At 43.3% G+C, this 17,026-nt stretch carries 14 protein-coding genes; 1 reads left to right on the top strand and 13 read right to left on the bottom strand.

The window, feature by feature from the left end; genetic code table 11:
- Window positions 1–201: 201 nt before the first annotated feature.
- The 9 genes from Xentx_RS14795 to tsaE all read right to left on the bottom strand — a co-directional run bounded on the left by Xentx_RS14795 (window position 202) and on the right by tsaE (window position 10,715).
- The gene (locus Xentx_RS14795; RefSeq protein WP_074021072.1) at window positions 202–1,500 is read right to left on the bottom strand and encodes an adenylosuccinate synthase; all 1,299 of its coding nucleotides are present in this window, start codon (window positions 1,498–1,500) and stop codon (window positions 202–204) included.
- A 193-nt stretch (window positions 1,501–1,693) separates the two neighbouring features.
- Window positions 1,694–2,683: a protease modulator HflC gene (gene hflC / locus Xentx_RS14800; RefSeq protein ID WP_074021074.1), complete on the bottom strand. Its 990-nt coding sequence runs from the start codon at window positions 2,681–2,683 to the stop codon at window positions 1,694–1,696.
- A 2-nt stretch (window positions 2,684–2,685) separates the two neighbouring features.
- The gene (hflK, locus tag Xentx_RS14805) at window positions 2,686–3,897 is read right to left on the bottom strand and encodes an FtsH protease activity modulator HflK (protein ID WP_074021075.1); all 1,212 of its coding nucleotides are present in this window, start codon (window positions 3,895–3,897) and stop codon (window positions 2,686–2,688) included.
- A gap of 322 nt (window positions 3,898–4,219) precedes the next feature.
- Window positions 4,220–5,500 carry a ribosome rescue GTPase HflX gene (gene hflX, locus Xentx_RS14810; protein ID WP_074021077.1) on the bottom strand — a complete coding sequence of 427 codons (1,281 nt, stop codon included), beginning with the start codon at window positions 5,498–5,500 and terminating at the stop codon, window positions 4,220–4,222.
- Window positions 5,501–5,597: 97 nt separating this feature from the next.
- Complete coding sequence (gene hfq / locus Xentx_RS14815; protein ID WP_074021079.1) at window positions 5,598–5,900, bottom strand: RNA chaperone Hfq; 303 nt, start codon at window positions 5,898–5,900, stop codon at window positions 5,598–5,600.
- Window positions 5,901–6,020: 120 nt separating this feature from the next.
- Entirely contained in the window at window positions 6,021–6,962 is a 942-nt protein-coding gene (gene miaA, locus Xentx_RS14820; RefSeq protein ID WP_074021081.1) for a tRNA (adenosine(37)-N6)-dimethylallyltransferase MiaA, read from the bottom strand.
- Window positions 6,955–8,820 carry a DNA mismatch repair endonuclease MutL gene (mutL, locus tag Xentx_RS14825; RefSeq protein WP_074021083.1) on the bottom strand — a complete coding sequence of 622 codons (1,866 nt, stop codon included), beginning with the start codon at window positions 8,818–8,820 and terminating at the stop codon, window positions 6,955–6,957. The genes miaA and mutL overlap by 8 nt, the downstream gene beginning before the upstream one ends.
- A gap of 60 nt (window positions 8,821–8,880) precedes the next feature.
- A complete protein-coding gene (gene amiB, locus Xentx_RS14830; protein ID WP_244149874.1) occupies window positions 8,881–10,236 on the bottom strand; it encodes an N-acetylmuramoyl-L-alanine amidase AmiB in 1,356 nt (451 codons plus the stop codon).
- 14 nt (window positions 10,237–10,250) lie between these two features.
- Window positions 10,251–10,715, bottom strand: coding sequence for a tRNA (adenosine(37)-N6)-threonylcarbamoyltransferase complex ATPase subunit type 1 TsaE (tsaE, locus tag Xentx_RS14835; protein WP_074021087.1), 465 nt, complete (start codon window positions 10,713–10,715; stop codon window positions 10,251–10,253).
- 204 nt (window positions 10,716–10,919) lie between these two features.
- Between tsaE and queG the strand changes: the two genes are divergently transcribed.
- Entirely contained in the window at window positions 10,920–12,077 is a 1,158-nt protein-coding gene (gene queG / locus Xentx_RS14840; RefSeq protein ID WP_074021089.1) for a tRNA epoxyqueuosine(34) reductase QueG, read from the top strand.
- A gap of 543 nt (window positions 12,078–12,620) precedes the next feature.
- On the opposite strand, the gene Xentx_RS14845 is transcribed toward queG, so the two are convergent.
- The 4 genes from Xentx_RS14845 to Xentx_RS14860 form a co-directional block, all read right to left on the bottom strand.
- A complete protein-coding gene (locus Xentx_RS14845; RefSeq protein ID WP_074021090.1) occupies window positions 12,621–14,054 on the bottom strand; it encodes a 4-hydroxyphenylacetate 3-hydroxylase family protein in 1,434 nt (477 codons plus the stop codon).
- A 502-nt stretch (window positions 14,055–14,556) separates the two neighbouring features.
- A complete protein-coding gene (locus Xentx_RS14850) occupies window positions 14,557–14,967 on the bottom strand; it encodes an acyl-CoA dehydrogenase family protein (protein WP_244149875.1) in 411 nt (136 codons plus the stop codon).
- Between the two features lie 13 nt (window positions 14,968–14,980).
- Window positions 14,981–16,381, bottom strand: a complete 1,401-nt coding sequence (locus Xentx_RS14855; RefSeq protein WP_074021092.1) for a tryptophanase — start codon at window positions 16,379–16,381, stop codon at window positions 14,981–14,983.
- 39 nt (window positions 16,382–16,420) lie between these two features.
- Window positions 16,421–16,987, bottom strand: a complete 567-nt coding sequence (locus Xentx_RS14860) for a DUF6875 domain-containing protein (protein WP_074021094.1) — start codon at window positions 16,985–16,987, stop codon at window positions 16,421–16,423.
- Between the last annotated feature and the right edge of the window lie 39 nt (window positions 16,988–17,026).

Below are 17,026 nucleotides of genomic sequence, written 5' to 3' on the forward strand. Positions count from 1 at the left end.
TTTCCTTATTTAAGTTACGTATATTAGCTTGAACATCTATATCGTAACGGAAAGGTGTTTTTCTTGGTATAACCCTTGAACTCCACCCGCATAGCGGGTGGTTTTATGTTTAAGAAGCTAACGCATCTTAAACTGGCTAAAGCCATAACAAAAACCGGGCGATAAGCCCGGTTATGTGCGCCGAAAAGATCGATCTATCGATTAAGCGTCAAAGGGATCACGCAGGATCATGGTTTCTGCACGATCTGGGCCTGTAGAAATAATATCAACAGGAACGCCTGTCAGCTCTTCTACACGTTTGATGTAGTTCAGTGCTGCTTGTGGCAATTGGCTATGATCTTTCACACCAAAAGTGCTTTCATCCCAGCCAGGTAGGGTTTCATAGACTGCTTCAAGACCTTCCCAGTTTTCTGCAGCCAATGGCGTCGTATCAATGACAGTGCCATCAGGCAGGCGATAACCAACGCAGATTTTCACTTCTTTCAAGCCATCCAGCACATCCAGCTTAGTCATGCAGAAGCCAGACAGGGAGTTGATTTGGATAGCGCGACGAATAGCAACGATATCCAACCAGCCAGTGCGACGGCTACGACCTGTAGTCGCACCAAATTCCTGGCCTTTCTGACGCAGGTATTCACCTGTTTCATCAAACAGCTCAGTTGGGAATGGACCTGCCCCTACACGGGTAGAGTAAGCCTTGATGATACCCAGTACATAGTCAACATAACGTGGCCCCAGGCCAGAACCCGTTGCAACGCCACCCGCAGTGGTGTTGGAAGAAGTCACATAAGGATAGGTACCGTGGTCGATATCCAGCAGAGTACCCTGCGCCCCTTCGAACATGACCAATTCACCTTTCTGGGTTGCTTTGTACAGCAAGTCAGAAACGTCAACTACCATGCCAGTCAGGATATCGGCAACAGCCAAAATGTCATCTAAGGTTTTCTGGTAATCAACAGCAGGTTCGTTGTAGTAGTTAACTAACTGGAAGTTGTGGTAGTCGATGATTTCTTTCAATTTGACAGCAAAAGCTTCTTTATCAAACAAATCACCAACACGCAAGCCACGACGTGCGACTTTGTCTTCGTACGCAGGACCAATACCACGGCCTGTTGTACCAATCGCCTTGGCACCACGCGCTTTTTCGCGGGCGTTATCCAATGCAACATGGTAAGGCAGGATCAGCGGACAAGCTTCAGAAATAAGCAGGCGCTCACGTACAGGAACCCCACGTGACTCAAGCTCTTTCATCTCTTTCATCAAAGCATCTGGTGCTAAAACGACCCCATTTGCGATAATGCTAATGACATTTTCACGTAAGATCCCGGACGGGATTAAGTGGAGAACGGTTTTTTCACCGTTGATGACTAGTGTATGGCCTGCGTTATGGCCCCCTTGATAACGAACTACATATTTAGCCCGTTCAGTCAGCAAGTCGACGATTTTACCCTTGCCCTCGTCACCCCATTGGGTGCCCAATACGACAACGTTCTTACCCATTTCAAAAGTTCACTCGGTTGCTTAAAAATGGATTCTACCATCTCATTTAGCACCTTTCAGTATTTTTTGTTACTTCTTGTTATTTCGTTTGGTTATATAATTGGACCAATAAGTAAACTATTGGTAATGATAGTGGTATATAAAAAAGCCACTGTCGTTTTTTTACAGTGGCTTACAGTAGATTGAAAGGGTTTTACTTCGCAGGTGCTTTCATATAACGGAAGAAGTCAGTATCTGGACTGAGTACCATTACATCATTACCGTTATTCTTGAAGCTCTTCTCGTAAGCACGCAAGCTACGAATAAATGCATAGAACTCAGGATCTTGGTTGAATGCATCCGCAAATAGTTTAGTGGCTTCCGCATCACCTTCACCACGTAATACCAATGCTTCGCTCTGTGCTTCTGCCCTGATTTCAGTTGCTGTTTTATCAGCAGCAGCCCGGATCTTTTCTGCTTCTTCCGAACCTTCTGAACGCAGGAGACGCGCCTCTGCTTCACGGTCAGCACGCATACGCTGGTAAATAGCCTCTGAAATTTCCTGTGGCAAGTTGATCTGTTTGATACGAACGTCAACAACTTCAATACCTAAGGCAGCCATGCTGTTTGGATTAACGGCGGGTTGCTTGCCTTTTGTCTCTTTTTCTACCAAGGCCGCAGCAGATGCAATCGCACTATCGACATCTGTTGCATCATCTTCTTCGTGGGTTCCCCGATTCAGGGCATCACGCACATCGGTAGTCAAACGACCACGGGAATCAGTCACAATACCGCGTACATCAAGGCGACCAATTTCAGAACGCAAACGGTCACTGAATTTACGTCTCAGCATCATTTCAGCTCGGTTAATATCACCGTTACTTGTTGCCAGATAGTAACGACTAAAATCATTAATACGCCACTTCAAGTAAGAATCAACGATCAAGTCTTTATTTTCACGTGTCAAGAAACGGTCAGCCGTAATATCCAGAGTTTGGATACGGGCATCAAGGGTTTTAACTGTTTCCACAAACGGAATTTTGAAATGCAGACCCGGCTCATAAATGATCGGTTTATTCTCTGCGTCACGCACAACCTTACTAAAACGCAACACAATGCCACGTTCACCTTCTTTGACAGTAAAGATTGATGAATAGAGAACAACCAATACCGCAATAATCGCAACAATAAATGAATTACGCATGATTATGGTCTCCCCATTCTGACCGTATCACCGCGCAGGTTATCGCTACCACCATAAGTGTTAGATTCCCGTTGTGGCGTAGATTGATTCTGACGAATAATCTTCTGTACTGCTGTATTACTGGACGTATTTTGCTGAACTTGTGCCTGATCTTTCACAATTTGATCTAACGGCAATAACAGCATGTTATTACTCTTCTCGTTTGCAATTATTTTACGTGTATTGCTCAACACACGTTCCATCGTCTCAATATACAAACGTTCGCGAGTAATTTCTGGAGCTGCTTTATATTCAGGCAAGATTTTAGCAAAACTCGCCACTTCACCCTTAGCATTCAATACTGCGCTAACTTTATAGGCTTTAGCATCTTCGATAATACGTTGTGCTTCACCTTTCGCTTTAGGTAATACTTCGTTCTCATAAGCTCTGGCTTCACGAATGGTTTGCTGCTTCTGCTCACGTGCTGCGATCACATCGTCAAATGCAGCTTTAACTTCTTCTGGTGGACGAGCAGCCTGGAAGTTTACATCGACCACAGTAATACCCATATTATATGGACGGATAGTCTCTTCCAGTACTTTCTGAGTATCGTTACGGACAATAGTACGCCCTTCCGTCAGGTTTGTTTCCATCGAATATTTGCCAACAACACCGCGCACGGCACTGTCTGTAGCCTGGCGCAAGCTATCATCAGGATTGGTAACACTGAAGAGATAAGCTGCTGGATCAGTAACACGGTATTGAACGTTCATTTCAGCCAATACCACGTTTTCATCTGAAGTCAGCATGGCACCCGTCGTTGCCAAATCGCGAATAGATTCAACATTAACCGCCCTGACATGATCGATGAACGTCATTTTCCAATTCAAACCAGGCTGTACAACATGATTAAACTTACCAAATCGAGTTACTACGCCACGTTCTGTTTCTTTAATCGTATAGAAACCACTTACAACCCAAACAGCAATTGCAGCAGCAGCGGCAAGACCAATAAGACGTCCGCCAAATTTAGGGTTCTGCTCAGAACCATTTCCACCTTTTTTTCCACCGAGACCACCGAGTTTTTGACTCAGTTTACGGAACAGATCGTCGAGATCAGTTGCCCCACGGTTACGACCACCTTTATTGTTGCCGCCGGAGTTGCTGCCATTATTATTGCTGCTTCCCCACGGGTCGCGGTCCTGTCCGTTATTACCGGGCTGATTCCACGCCATGTTTTAGCTCCACTTTCTAGTTTTTACTGGTTTTTCAGAGGTGACTGCTCTCCACCCAGATGGGTGAGGCTTCCCACTTCACAGGCCGTTGCCTGTCCCTGACAGGTTTGACAGCGGCCTCCGTGGGCAGAAACGACGAACTTCATCGTTTTTGTAAGCAACCAATATTATTGGGTGATAACTTTTGACAGTGCTGATCCTGTCACTGCAATTCTGGCACAGTCATTTCATCACCGCCATTTCATCTCTGCTACTCCATGACTATAAGCACCTTGAAATGACGGATAAAATGATACCTTGTTTGTTGTCTTGCGCCAATCAATCAGACAACATAGTCGGTTAATTTTGGTTCTTGTTTGCACAACCGACGCCAATCGACCATTGGCATCCTGACTTCAACACCAACCTGGCCATTTTCTTCCATCCATTCACATTCAATAGCTTGAAGCTGATAAAAACGACTACGCAGACGCCCTGCTTCAGGTGGAAGGTGCAATTTATAGTGCGCAATTTCACCTGAAAGATGCTCAGTCAACGCTTGCAATAACAGAGGAATTCCTTCGCCAGTTTGTGCAGATAACCAAACTCTGACTGGCCGATTTTCTTCATCACGATCAATGCGGGGAATAAAATCTTCCAACATATCGATTTTATTCATCACCATCAGAGAAGGGATCTCATTGGATTCAATCTCTTCAAGAACACTGTTAACAGCGATAATGTTTTCATCAAAGCGAGGGTCAGCCGCATCAACAACATGCAGCAATAATCTCGCTTGCCGAGTTTCCTGCAAAGTCGCCTTGAACGCTGCCACCAAATCATGGGGTAAATGGCGGATAAAACCAACTGTATCAGCCAAAACAACTGTACCAACATCATCCACCTCTATTCGGCGCAGTGTCGGATCCAGAGTGGCAAAAAGCTGGTCAGCCGCATAAACTCCAGCAGAAGTTATTTTATTGAATAAACTGGATTTTCCGGCATTGGTGTAACCAACAAAAGAGACCGTTGGGATATCGGCTTTATTACGTGCCTGACGCCCCTGTTCACGCTGCTTTTCAACTTTGTTAAGGCGTCCCAAAATCTGTTTGATTTTGTCACGCAGCATACGGCGGTCACTTTCCAACTGGGTTTCCCCAGGCCCACGCAACCCGATCCCCCCTTTTTGGCGTTCAAGGTGAGTCCAGCCCCGAACCAGACGGGTGGACAGGTGACGCAATTGTGCCAATTCGACTTGTAACTTACCTTCGTGTGTCCTTGCCCGCTGGGCAAAAATATCCAGAATCATCCCCGTGCGATCAACGACACGGCATTGGCACAAGCGTTCAAGATTACGTTCCTGAGCAGGGCTGAGGGCATGGTTAAACAACACCACATCTGCACCGCTGTTTTTGACAGCTTCAGCAATTTCCTCTGCCTTACCCTCTCCGACAAAATATTTCGGATGAGGTGCCTTCCGGCTTCCCGTTACAATCTGCACAGGAGAAACACCTGCGGAAGTTACCAATGACTCGAATTCACTGAGATTTTCCGTATCTTTTTCCTGTGAGAAGAAAACATGCACCAGAACGGCTAACTCTCCGCCTTCATAACGATCAAACAACGGTGCAACCCCTCAGGCTGAGTAAAAATCCAATAGGAAAAAACATAGGTAAAGTCTCCCTACCTATGTTTTTATTTTTACAGGCACGGCTGCTGATTTACTCAGCGCCATCACTTTCCTGTTGTACTGCTGGGTTAGTACCAGCATGATAATTTCCAACGCCAGTCGGCACATTCTGGTTGTTACCATGATGAGACACTGGACGGGAAGGCACAACAGTAGAGATAGCATGTTTATAAACCATCTGGCTAACCGTGTTCTTCAGTAAAATGACAAATTGGTCAAAAGATTCAATCTGACCTTGTAATTTGATGCCGTTAACCAAATAAATAGAAACCGGGACCCTTTCACGCCGTAAAGCGTTCAGGAATGGATCTTGCAAAGATTGCCCCTTAGCCATTCTATATTTTCCTTATTTGTTGTTTTTAACTAAGAACCGATTGGTTCGAAAAAGTAACTACTCAAAAATGACACTTTGTATTGATCACTGATACTGATCAATTGTACACAATCAATGAATTTATGTACTAATAACCTGCATGACTGTGTTTAGGTTTTGTTTAGGTTGATCGCTATCCAACCAGGTCACATTGTCCCAACTCCTGAGCCACGTAATCTGACGCTTTGCCAATTGGCGTGTCGCACAGATACCGCGATAAACCATCTCATCATGAGAGATTTCGCCCGCGAGATAAGACCACATCTGACGATAACCAACACAACGAATGGAGGGTAAATCTGTATGCAAATCACTACGAGCATAAAGCGCTTTCACCTCATCTTCAAACCCTGATTTGATCATTTTTTCAAAACGGGCTGCGATACGCTGATGCAAAATTTCACGACTTGCTGGAGCGATCGCAAATTGATGAACTCGATAAGGCAATATTTCTCCAGACGTTTCAGTCAACTCAGTTAGAGTTTTACCCGAAATTCGAAAAACTTCCAGTGCACGAGTAAGACGTTGTGGATCATTAGGATGAATCCTTGCCGCAGAAACGGGATCAATTTCCTGTAATTGTCGATGTAACACGTCCCATCCCAGCTCCGCTGCCTGCTGTTCAATCTGCGCCCTAACCTCGGGATCTGCGGAAGGCAAAGGCGATAATCCTTCCAACAATGCTTTGAAATATAGCATGGTTCCACCAACCAGGAGCGGAATTCTCCCAGTCGCCGTGATTTCTGCCATTTCTTTCAATGCATCACGGCGAAAATCAGCAGCAGAATAGACTCCCGCAGGATCAAGAATATCGATCAAACGATGAGGTGCCAAGGCCTGCTCTTCTGCGGAAGGTTTTGCTGTCCCGATATCCATTCCACGATAAATCAACGCAGAATCGACACTGATTAATTCAACCGGTAGATGCTGGCGCAAGGCGATCGATAACGCCGTTTTCCCTGAAGCCGTCGGCCCCATGATAAAAATGGCTGTCGGCAGATGTTGAGTTTTTAAATCACTCATGATTAAGAAGTGCCACCACTGCTTGTAAATCAATTAACTGTAATAACCCATCTGGCGGAGATCCCACCAGTTGAGGGCAAAGGCGTTCGACATCAGCCAAAAGCTGGACAGCTTGCGCGATGTTCCACGTTTCATGCTCGCTATCCACATGACGAGAAAGCCAACTAGCAACCTGCTCAACAGAAGCGGCTGGCTGTTCCCCAAGATAGCCCAACAGTTCCGGCAAGAGTTTCGGCAGGTTCTGTTGACGCAAAGGCAACGATACCGCATGAATCGTTACTTTTCCATGTGCGACTGTCGATTCAATGCCAAAAGTCTTTAATAAGTCACTATTCTGCTTTAAGGCACTCATTTCTGCCTGATTAAGAGCAAGTTTCAGCGGGATCAATAATGGCTGGGATTTAAGCCCCTGTTCTCCAGGAGTCAGTTGCGCCTGTTTCAGACAGCGTTCAGCTATCGGCAGGGCAAGCAGCCCGATTCCCGATGGGGATTCGATCAAGGCATAGCAACCTGCATAGATACACAATACTTTTCCAAAAGTATATCTTTCCTGTCCCGATAGCACAGGAGTAGCAGGAACAGATACACCTTCCCGTGCGCCTCGCTCTGGAAATAACGGGCGTTTTTCTTGCGGAGAGAATTGCATCATTTTTTGGTACAACTCCCCCTCTTTTTTCTGGTAGCTTTCCCCATGATGCATTTGCTGTGTACCACGATCATGATGCTCATGACGCCGTGAAGTTGCCTCATCTGCTTGCTCAACACGCTTGCGGGTAAAATGGTTTTCTCCCGCAGAAGGGCGATTCTCCGGCACCCAACTTGAAACACTCTCCTGACAGCCAAGCGCCAATTCATCCCCCGTACCGCGTTGTTTCAATACCGCGGCTACACCCTGGTAAATAAAATCATGCACCAGGCGAGCCTGATGGAAACGCACTTCATGTTTGGCTGGATGTACATTAACATCCACTTGGCGCGGATCGATTTCGAGATACAAAACATAAGCGGGTTGTTGCTCACCCTTAATCAAATCCTGATAAGCTTGACGAATCGCATGATTAATCAGGCGATCCCGCATCATGCGTCCATTGACATAGCAATATTGGATTTCGCTCACTGCCGTACTCACCGGATCAGCAACCCAGCCCTTAATGGACAAGGAATCATGCCGCCATGACAACGCCAGCGCCTGTTGCACAAAAGCGGTCCCACAAATGGCTGCCAGACGCCGTTCATGCTGAGATTCATCTTTAGCAGGGCGGTACTGGCGTACCAATTTCCCATTGTGATTCAGGTTAATGGCGACATCCAACCGCGCTAAAGCTATCCGACGCACGACTTCATCAATATGGCCAAATTCCGTTTTTTCTGTTCTCAGGAATTTTCGGCGGGCAGGCGTGTTATAAAACAGATCCAACACTTCAACCGTTGTTCCTACAGGATGAGCAGCAGGTTTCACAGTGACGTCCATATCACGACCTTCCGCATAAGATTGCCATGCTTCCGCCTGACTTTCAGGGCGGGAAGTTAATGTCAGCCTTGAAACAGAACTGATACTCGCCAAGGCTTCCCCACGGAATCCCATACTGACAATCGCTTCCAAATCATCCAATGACGCAATTTTACTGGTTGCATGGCGCGCTAGTGCCAGCGTCAAATCCTGTTTGCTGATCCCACAGCCATTATCACGAATTCGGATCAGCTTTGCGCCACCCCGTTCAATATCAATATCAATACGGGTTGCACCGGCATCAAGGCTATTTTCCACCAACTCTTTTACTACAGAAGAAGGGCGTTCAACCACTTCACCAGCAGCAATCTGGTTTGCCAATTGTGGGGGTAATATCTTGATAGCCATAATTTGACCTTACTTACAATTCAGAGCCTATCAAACCTATTCTGATAAGCGTATATTTAGTTACTTTGGTGCAGACTGCAATGGATTAGCCAGAAAATAGTAACGTAATCCCGAATGAATGGCCTGTGCCAGTTTTTCCTGATACTGATTGGAGCCTAATAACCTTTCTTCAGACACGTTACTGATAAAGCCTGTCTCCACTAAAATGGATGGAATATCCGGTGAGCGCAAAACCCCAAGGCTTGCATGTTCTGGTATACGCTTATGCAAGGAGCCAATACCAGATAGCTGCCGCAATACCTGCATGGCAACGTCATAACCAACCCGCTGTGAATGCCCAAATTGCAAATCTAATACGGCCTTACTCAGATAAGGATCAGTACCATTGGCAAGAGCATCTCCCGCACCTCCCAATAATTCCGATTGTTTTTCATGCTGTTCCAACCAATTCCCCAATTCACTGTTTGCTCGGCGGTTGGAGAGCACCCAGACAGAAGCACCTCTGGCACTGCGATTGGGGGCTGCATCGGCATGAATTGATACCAATATATTAGCTTTATGTTTACGGGCGACTTCAGAACGCCCTGCTACAGAGATAAAATAATCGCCATTACGCGTCAACACAGGCGTGAACATGGGATCGTTGCGTAAAAGGGCTTCCAACTTACGGGCAACATTAATCGTGACATTCTTTTCTTTCAGCCCCCGTTGTCCAATCGCCCCAGGATCTTGTCCTCCATGCCCCGCATCAATAGCAACGACAATTGGGCGGGATATCCTTCCTTGCGCTGATTTGGCAGCCTGTTTCTGCACACCTTGCTCACGGTGATTCGATACTGGTTTAGTTTCTTTTCCCGTAAGTTGAGCATTATTTGTAAGTAATCGCTTACTTTCATTTTGTGAGGCATGATTAGTCGATACAGGTGAGTTGTTCGCTACTCCCTTGGTTTTCAGTGTTATCATCACTTGCGATTTATTGCCGACATTTTTCACCGTAGACGTTTTCACCGCCGATGTAGCTGTGGCCTTATGTGCTAACTCCAACACTACCCGCTGATGGTGTGCATCAGGAGACTGGCTGGAGCGTACAAGTTTTACCAGATTCTGACCGGATAAATGCATCGGTAGCCCAATAATTTTACTGGATTGACGGATATCCACCACCAGCCGTTCAGGAGAATGTAAAGGAAAAAATCGATAATCAGAATGTCCGTCAATGAATTCCAATGTTACAACGGCCTCAGATGGACCATTCTTCACATGAATATTCGACAGCGTAGCCGCCGATGCGGCCGTCATAACCAACTGGCTCAACATGAAAAACAAGGCACAGGCCATCACCCAATAGGCACGCCATTTTTTTATCTCATTCACGAACATATTCAAGGACATATTCACGAAAAAGGCATTAATCATGGTCGGGTATTCCTTCATAAGGACTTCAAATTATCCAACAGACTTTCACCATATTTAGATAACGCAACAAAACGTGCCTGTCGCCCTTCACTGTCATAACTCAAGTGCAACTCAATATCTGCATCAGGCAAAACGCCAGCGCCCTGCTGAGGCCACTCCACCAAGCAAATAGAATCCTGATGGAAATAATCACGGATCCCCATGAATTCCAGCTCTTCAGGATCAGCCAGACGGTAAAGATCGAAATGATAAACAGGCCGTGGTTGTAAGGCATAAGGCTCAACTAACGTATAAGTCGGGCTTTTCACATGCCCCTGATGGCCGAGAGCTTGCAGAAAACCACGGCTAAATGTGGTTTTTCCCGCACCAAGATCGCCATATAGATAAATAACATAGCCGCGATCGCTAACTACCGCCACTGCATTACCCAATGCAACTGTGGCATCTTCATTTGGAAGTGATAAAACGAGTTCTTTCATCGAAAAATATCTGTTTTGATTTATTGAATTAAAAACTAATCAGGTAGACATATCAGTTAATAGCTTAACCGATAACCATAACATAATTCAGACATTATCATTTAGTATCTTCTGTGCCACTGTAATGACCATGAACCGTATTTTTTGTATTCAATCCCCTCTGTGTTAAGCTAACCGCCCTTTTTCAGCAGTAATTTGTATTTCATGGCAACCCCCCTTGATCTGAATCTTCTGGCAACAAACATCAAGCAATGGAGCCTTTCCCTTGGCTTCCAGCAAGTCGGCATCTGTGACACCGATTTATCGGCAGAAGAGCCAAGGCTACAGGAATGGCTTGATAAGCAATATCATGGCGAAATGGACTGGATGGTTCGTCACGGCATGATGCGCGCCCGTCCCTATGAACTTTTACCAGAAACTTTGCGAGTTATCAGTGTACGCATGAATTATCTGCCTGCTAAGGCAGCGTTTGCCAGTACGCTTAACAACCCGCAAATGGGTTATATTAGCCGCTATTCGTTGGGTCGAGATTATCATAAACTGCTACGTCAACGTCTCAAAAAACTGGGCGACAAGATCCAAGAATATTGTAGCGCTCACGAATATCAGGGAACTCTGAATTTTCGTCCTTTTGTCGATTCTGCCCCAATTATGGAACGCCCACTGGCAGAAAAAGCAGGACTTGGTTGGGTTGGTAAACACTCACTTATATTAAATCGTGAATCGGGCTCCTGGTTTTTCCTTGGTGAATTGCTGATTAACCTTCCCCTGCCCATTGATGCTCCGCAAGAGGAACAATGCGGACGCTGCGTGGCTTGCATGACAACTTGTCCAACGGGTGCCATTGTTGAGCCTTACACCATCGATGCCAGACGCTGCATCTCTTATCTGACCATTGAGTTGGAAGGTGTCATTCCAGAAGAATTTCGCCCACTCATGGGCAACCGAATTTATGGCTGCGATGATTGCCAACTTATTTGCCCCTGGAATCGTTTTTCTCAATTAACAGGTGAAGCTGACTTTAGCCCACGTGCCACACTGCATACCCCTGACCTGCAAGAGTTATTTAATTGGAGCGAGGAAAAGTTTCTGCGTATCACTGAAGGCTCGCCAATTCGCCGTATTGGGTATTTGCGCTGGTTACGCAACATTTCCGTCGCCTTGGGCAATGCACCCTATCAAGATGACATCGTATTAGCGTTGGAAAAACGATTCGGCTTAAGTGAAGTTTTGGATGAACATATCCACTGGGCGATAACCCAACAAATAGTTCGCCGGAATGCTAATGCCATCGAAGTTCAAACCTCACAACAGAAACGATTGATAAGAGCAATAACCAAAGGCCTACCCAGAGATGCCTAATAATTAAACAGTCAAATTTCTGGTAAAAAAAGCCGTTCATTTCCTTGTGAATAAAATGAAAATACTTTGCTGATCAACTAACAAACAGAAAATAAATATTGATCATGTTATTTTTAAATTAGGTTAATTACTTTAATTAATCAATAAGTTAAGTTTTAACTGTTGTTGTGAATGGTAATTCAAAAAAACCAAACACAAAGACGCCTCCTGTGGATAACTCTGTGTAACAAGTAGAGCATCATCAGGTGACTCAATAAGGCGATAATGTTAAAAACTGTGGATAAAAAGATAAGAATTGAATTCTAGTAGCAAACACCAGAAATCAGCAGCGAAGTAATAGCCCACTCACTCATTCTAGACGCTAGTGGAGAAATTTTCCTCTGCCTCTTCAAAAATGAGGCGGCATTATGGACCTGTTGGAACAGGATAGCAAGCGCTTTATCGACAATTTATTTTGGGTGGGGCTTGCAATAAGTGCCAACATTTCACGCTGGCACTTTTCTTTACTAACTATCCCTTACCACTACATCTCCATGCCCCAAATTAAAGTATTCTTATCTTCTCCACCAATGCTCTGGACGCTTCCCAATCGTACTGCTTGTAAAGGCGCCCTAACGTCTGATAAGGGGCGCCTGCATAAAACAATTCATATTGGAGATGCCTTGAAGCAAACTCTGACCCAACCGCATCCCACACCAACTTCATCAACCTGACCCTTTCTACCGGAGAAGCAATTGACGAATATTGGGTTTTCTCAATGATCCCTAAAATCTCACTATCTTCGAAATCTGCCTCGCTTGATGGCAACATCAAAATACCACCACCAGCCAATTTCCTTATCGTTTCTAATACATTGGGATAGATTGACTGTGAAATAACTCGATACGTATAAAGCAATGTTTTATCCGGCACATAAAACCCGTTATAAACTTTTGGGCAATGGAGTACGCTATTAAACAACCCCTCAACATTCATTGCATAACAGGCTAACTGTGCAAGTGACTCCTTCACTGCGGGAATCTGCTCAACACCGTTTGTTTCAGCCATAGCCTGAGCTAATCCGGCCAAAAAATGTAACTTCACAGCATAACGAGCCAGACTTTGGGTATCCATCATAACTTCTGTTGCCGTTGAATCTAACTGAGAGAGACACATCTCAATGTCTTCGAAGACAAATACCCTTTCCCAAGGTACCAGCACATCATCAAAATAGATCATTGAATCATTTTCATCGAACCGAGACGATAGTGGATAATCTTTGGAATTTGCCCCTAATTCGTAAGATTTTCTTGAAATAATTTTGATGCCTTTGGTATTAAGTGGCATAGCAAAAGAGAGTGCATATCGCTCATCAATTCCCTGTTTAAGAGGATAATGCGTACCAACCAAAACTTCATCTGCCAGAGCGGCGCCCGTTGCCAACATTTTTGTCCCTCTGACAATAATTCCCTTAGCATTCTTCTCCACTATACCAAGAGTATGGTAAATATTCTTAGCATGTTCACCAGGTGTTTTTGAACGGTCACCTTGTGGGTTAATCAGCGCATAAGTCAAATAAAGATCTTTCTCACTCACATAGGAAAAATAATTTCGCAAAGCACTGGCCCGTTCTTGTGAATAAGATTCAAATAACTCAATATGCGTTATCATTCCTGTAAGAGCTGACGCAACATAATCAGGACTTCTTCCGAGCCAGCCAACCGTCTGCTTAGCCCACTCATATGCAGCATGACCACGAGCAATTAATTTTTCCGGTGTAGACGGCAATTGCCAATATAAGCCAATCTGCTCACCTGCTTCTGTCTTAAAAGTCATATTGTCGGCATGTTCAACTTTATAATCATATAAGTTCGCAACCGACCTAATGGCATTTTTAAACGCTGGATGATCCACATGATTTGTGATCTTCTCCCCATTAATAAAAATGGTTCGACCATCACGCAAATCATCAAGATACCTTTCTCCAGTTCTTATCATCTCTTCTATACTCCTATCGCTAGCTACGATTTTTTAAAGGTCAAGAAAAGAGGTCTTTTAATCAGCACCAGCGATTAATACACGAAGATAATTGCCCCCTATTTAGGACAAACATAACGACAATACAGATGTTAAATATCGCAAGGAGCGAGGATCTCTATGAATGTCACTAATACCTACTGTAATTATTCTACAGACGCAGGATTTCAATGATGATCATGGGGGATATTACCTTTCCAGTGCTAACAAAAAATTTTACTTTTCAATCCACTGAAATATATTCCAGTGAATTAGACAGAAAAGCGATATCAAATTCCAGCGCCATCGTGATAACGAATAATAGATGGATTAACTTAATTAGCAGAAGTTATTTTCTAAGACATGATTATTAAATTCAATGAGTAGAGATACAATCATTCTTGGAAAAAGTGCCAATACCTTCCCATTAGCACTCTTTCTTCCTATCCGCAAATAAAGATAAAACTAGGAAATTTTTACATTCTCAACTAATCGTGAATGCCTTGTGCGCTGCAATAATTTGTTCATTACCATTAAAAAGTTCATCCTGAACAAACTCAGGATAATGTGATGCAATTAAAAAAACATGTGAAGCCGCAAGAGTCAAATTCCAACCAAGGGAAGGATGTCCTTCTGATATTGCCAGCATAATTCGATAATATTCAGAAAAAGAAAATTCAAAGCCACCATACCTTTTAGGTTGCAATAACCGGTAAAATCTCTGTTTCAAAAACAACTCATGCAGCTCTTGAGAATATGTTCCTAATTTATTATGTTCATCTTGTTTTTCTCTCAGCAAATCCCGTATGTTTAAAGCCATTTGATGAAAATAGAGAGCTGATGTTGGTATAACATCACTGTTTTCACCCAATGCAACATACATTGTACTTTGCACTCTTAGCTCCTCATCAACGTTCAATTTCCCTGAAACGAGCGGTAAAGTGTCTTAATATTTTGGGTTCATATTCAAATTCAAGAGGTTTTAACATGTCAGCTTTTTTAACAACATCAATAAGCGAGTCAGCGACATAATTCATATGATTATCAGTATAAGTTCGGCGTGGAATGGTTAATCTCATTAGTTCAAATAATGAAGGTTCCTGCTGTCCTGTAATGGGATCTCTTCCCATCATTAATGAACCTATTTCGGTAGCTCTGACCCCGCTTTCTAAATACAAGGCATTACATAAAACTTGAGCAGGGAAATTTTCCGGTTTAATATCAGGAAATATTTTACGCGCATCAACAAATACAGCATGCCCTCCAACAGGTGTTTGGATAGGAATACCTGATTGTTGTAATTTATGTCCCAGATATTCAACTTGAGCTATTCGACTGCGTAAATGATCTTCATCCAATGCTTCCTGTAACCCAATAGCCATTGCTGCCATATCACGCCCTGCCAACCCTCCGTATGTTACGAATCCCTCCATCGGGACACACCTTAGCTGAACTTGTCTAAATAAAGATTCATTATTACGGAAGCAACATAAGCCACCAATATTCACCATACCATCTTTCTTTGCAGACATAGTGAATATATCCGCTTCACTAAATATTTTTTTAACTATCTTAGATATGGTTTCGTGAGAAAAATTACTATCTCTTTGCTTAATAAAATAGGCATTTTCTGCAAATCGAGCAGCGTCAATAATAACAGGAATACCAGAATCACGAGCCATTCTAGCAGCAGAGCGAATATTATCCATAGAAACTGGTTGCCCACCCACACTATTACACGTAATTGTAATAATAATGGCAACAATATTCTTCCGATTATATTTAATTTCATTGGATAATTTACTTAAATCAAAATTACCTTTCCAATCATTTGTAATTTCTGTTTGTAAAGAAGAGGCACAAATGAGGTTCTTAGCTCTGGCCCCTGCCATCTCTACATGGGCTTTTGTTGTATCAAAATGGTGATTAGATAAAAATATAGGCTCAGAAACACCTTTTTCTTTCGCTAATTCCACAAGTAATGGAAATAGTATTTGTTCCGCTCCTCGGCCTTGATGCACAGGGATTGTATATTGGAAATCAAATATTTCCTCAACAGTCTTTGATAATAGATAATAACTCTTACTGCCGGCATAAGATTCATCACCTAAAAGCATATTGGCCCATTGCCGATCGCTCATAGCACCTGTTCCGCTATCGGTAAGTAGATCAATAAATACATCTTCTGATTTTAAGATAAATGGATTCAACCCCGCTTCTATCAATGCATTTTTACGTTGAGCTTTGGTTGTCATTCTTATTGGTTCAACCATTTTAATACGCCAAGGCTCTGGGATAGATCTCGACATAATTGTTTCCTTCAAATAATGATTATTATTAAAATACTACTATTGATACATTAAATATGATTTCAGAACTGCCACTTGCTCATCATTAAGACCGATTTTTTTATTTTGATTCAACATATGTTTTATAGCGTTCAAACCACGATCACCATATTTATGAATATATTCTTTGACATACTCTATTGAATCAGAAAGAAATACCACATCAAATTCTAACATTTCCCTAACAACTAATAATGGTATAGGTGAACGTAAAGGATAAAAGTTTGAATTCCGTAATCCTCTTTTTTCGCAAGAACTAAAAAACTCTCCCAACATTAATCCAGCACGTAGAAATGTAGGTTTCATTTCATAATGCAAACGAGCAATATCTTCTTCAGAAGAAATATCATCCCATACGCTAACAATAGTCTTAAATTGAGTTGCTTCACCAGTACGAGGTTCTTGCTCATGGAATAGATAAGAAAGATTAATTATATCTTTCTTAATTTCTTCTTCAGTCCGTCCTTTAGTTTTTATTTCAGTAAGCCAAAAGGTCTCTTTTTTCATAGAAATAAGTTTTGGAGCATAATATGAATGAGCTACTGATGGAACCAAATTCATCTGCATGATAACACCTCCAGGCTAAGTTCTTATCAAACACTTTAT

It is taken from the genome of Xenorhabdus thuongxuanensis, from assembly GCF_001908095.1.
Classification (GTDB): Bacteria; Pseudomonadota; Gammaproteobacteria; order Enterobacterales; family Enterobacteriaceae; genus Xenorhabdus; species Xenorhabdus thuongxuanensis.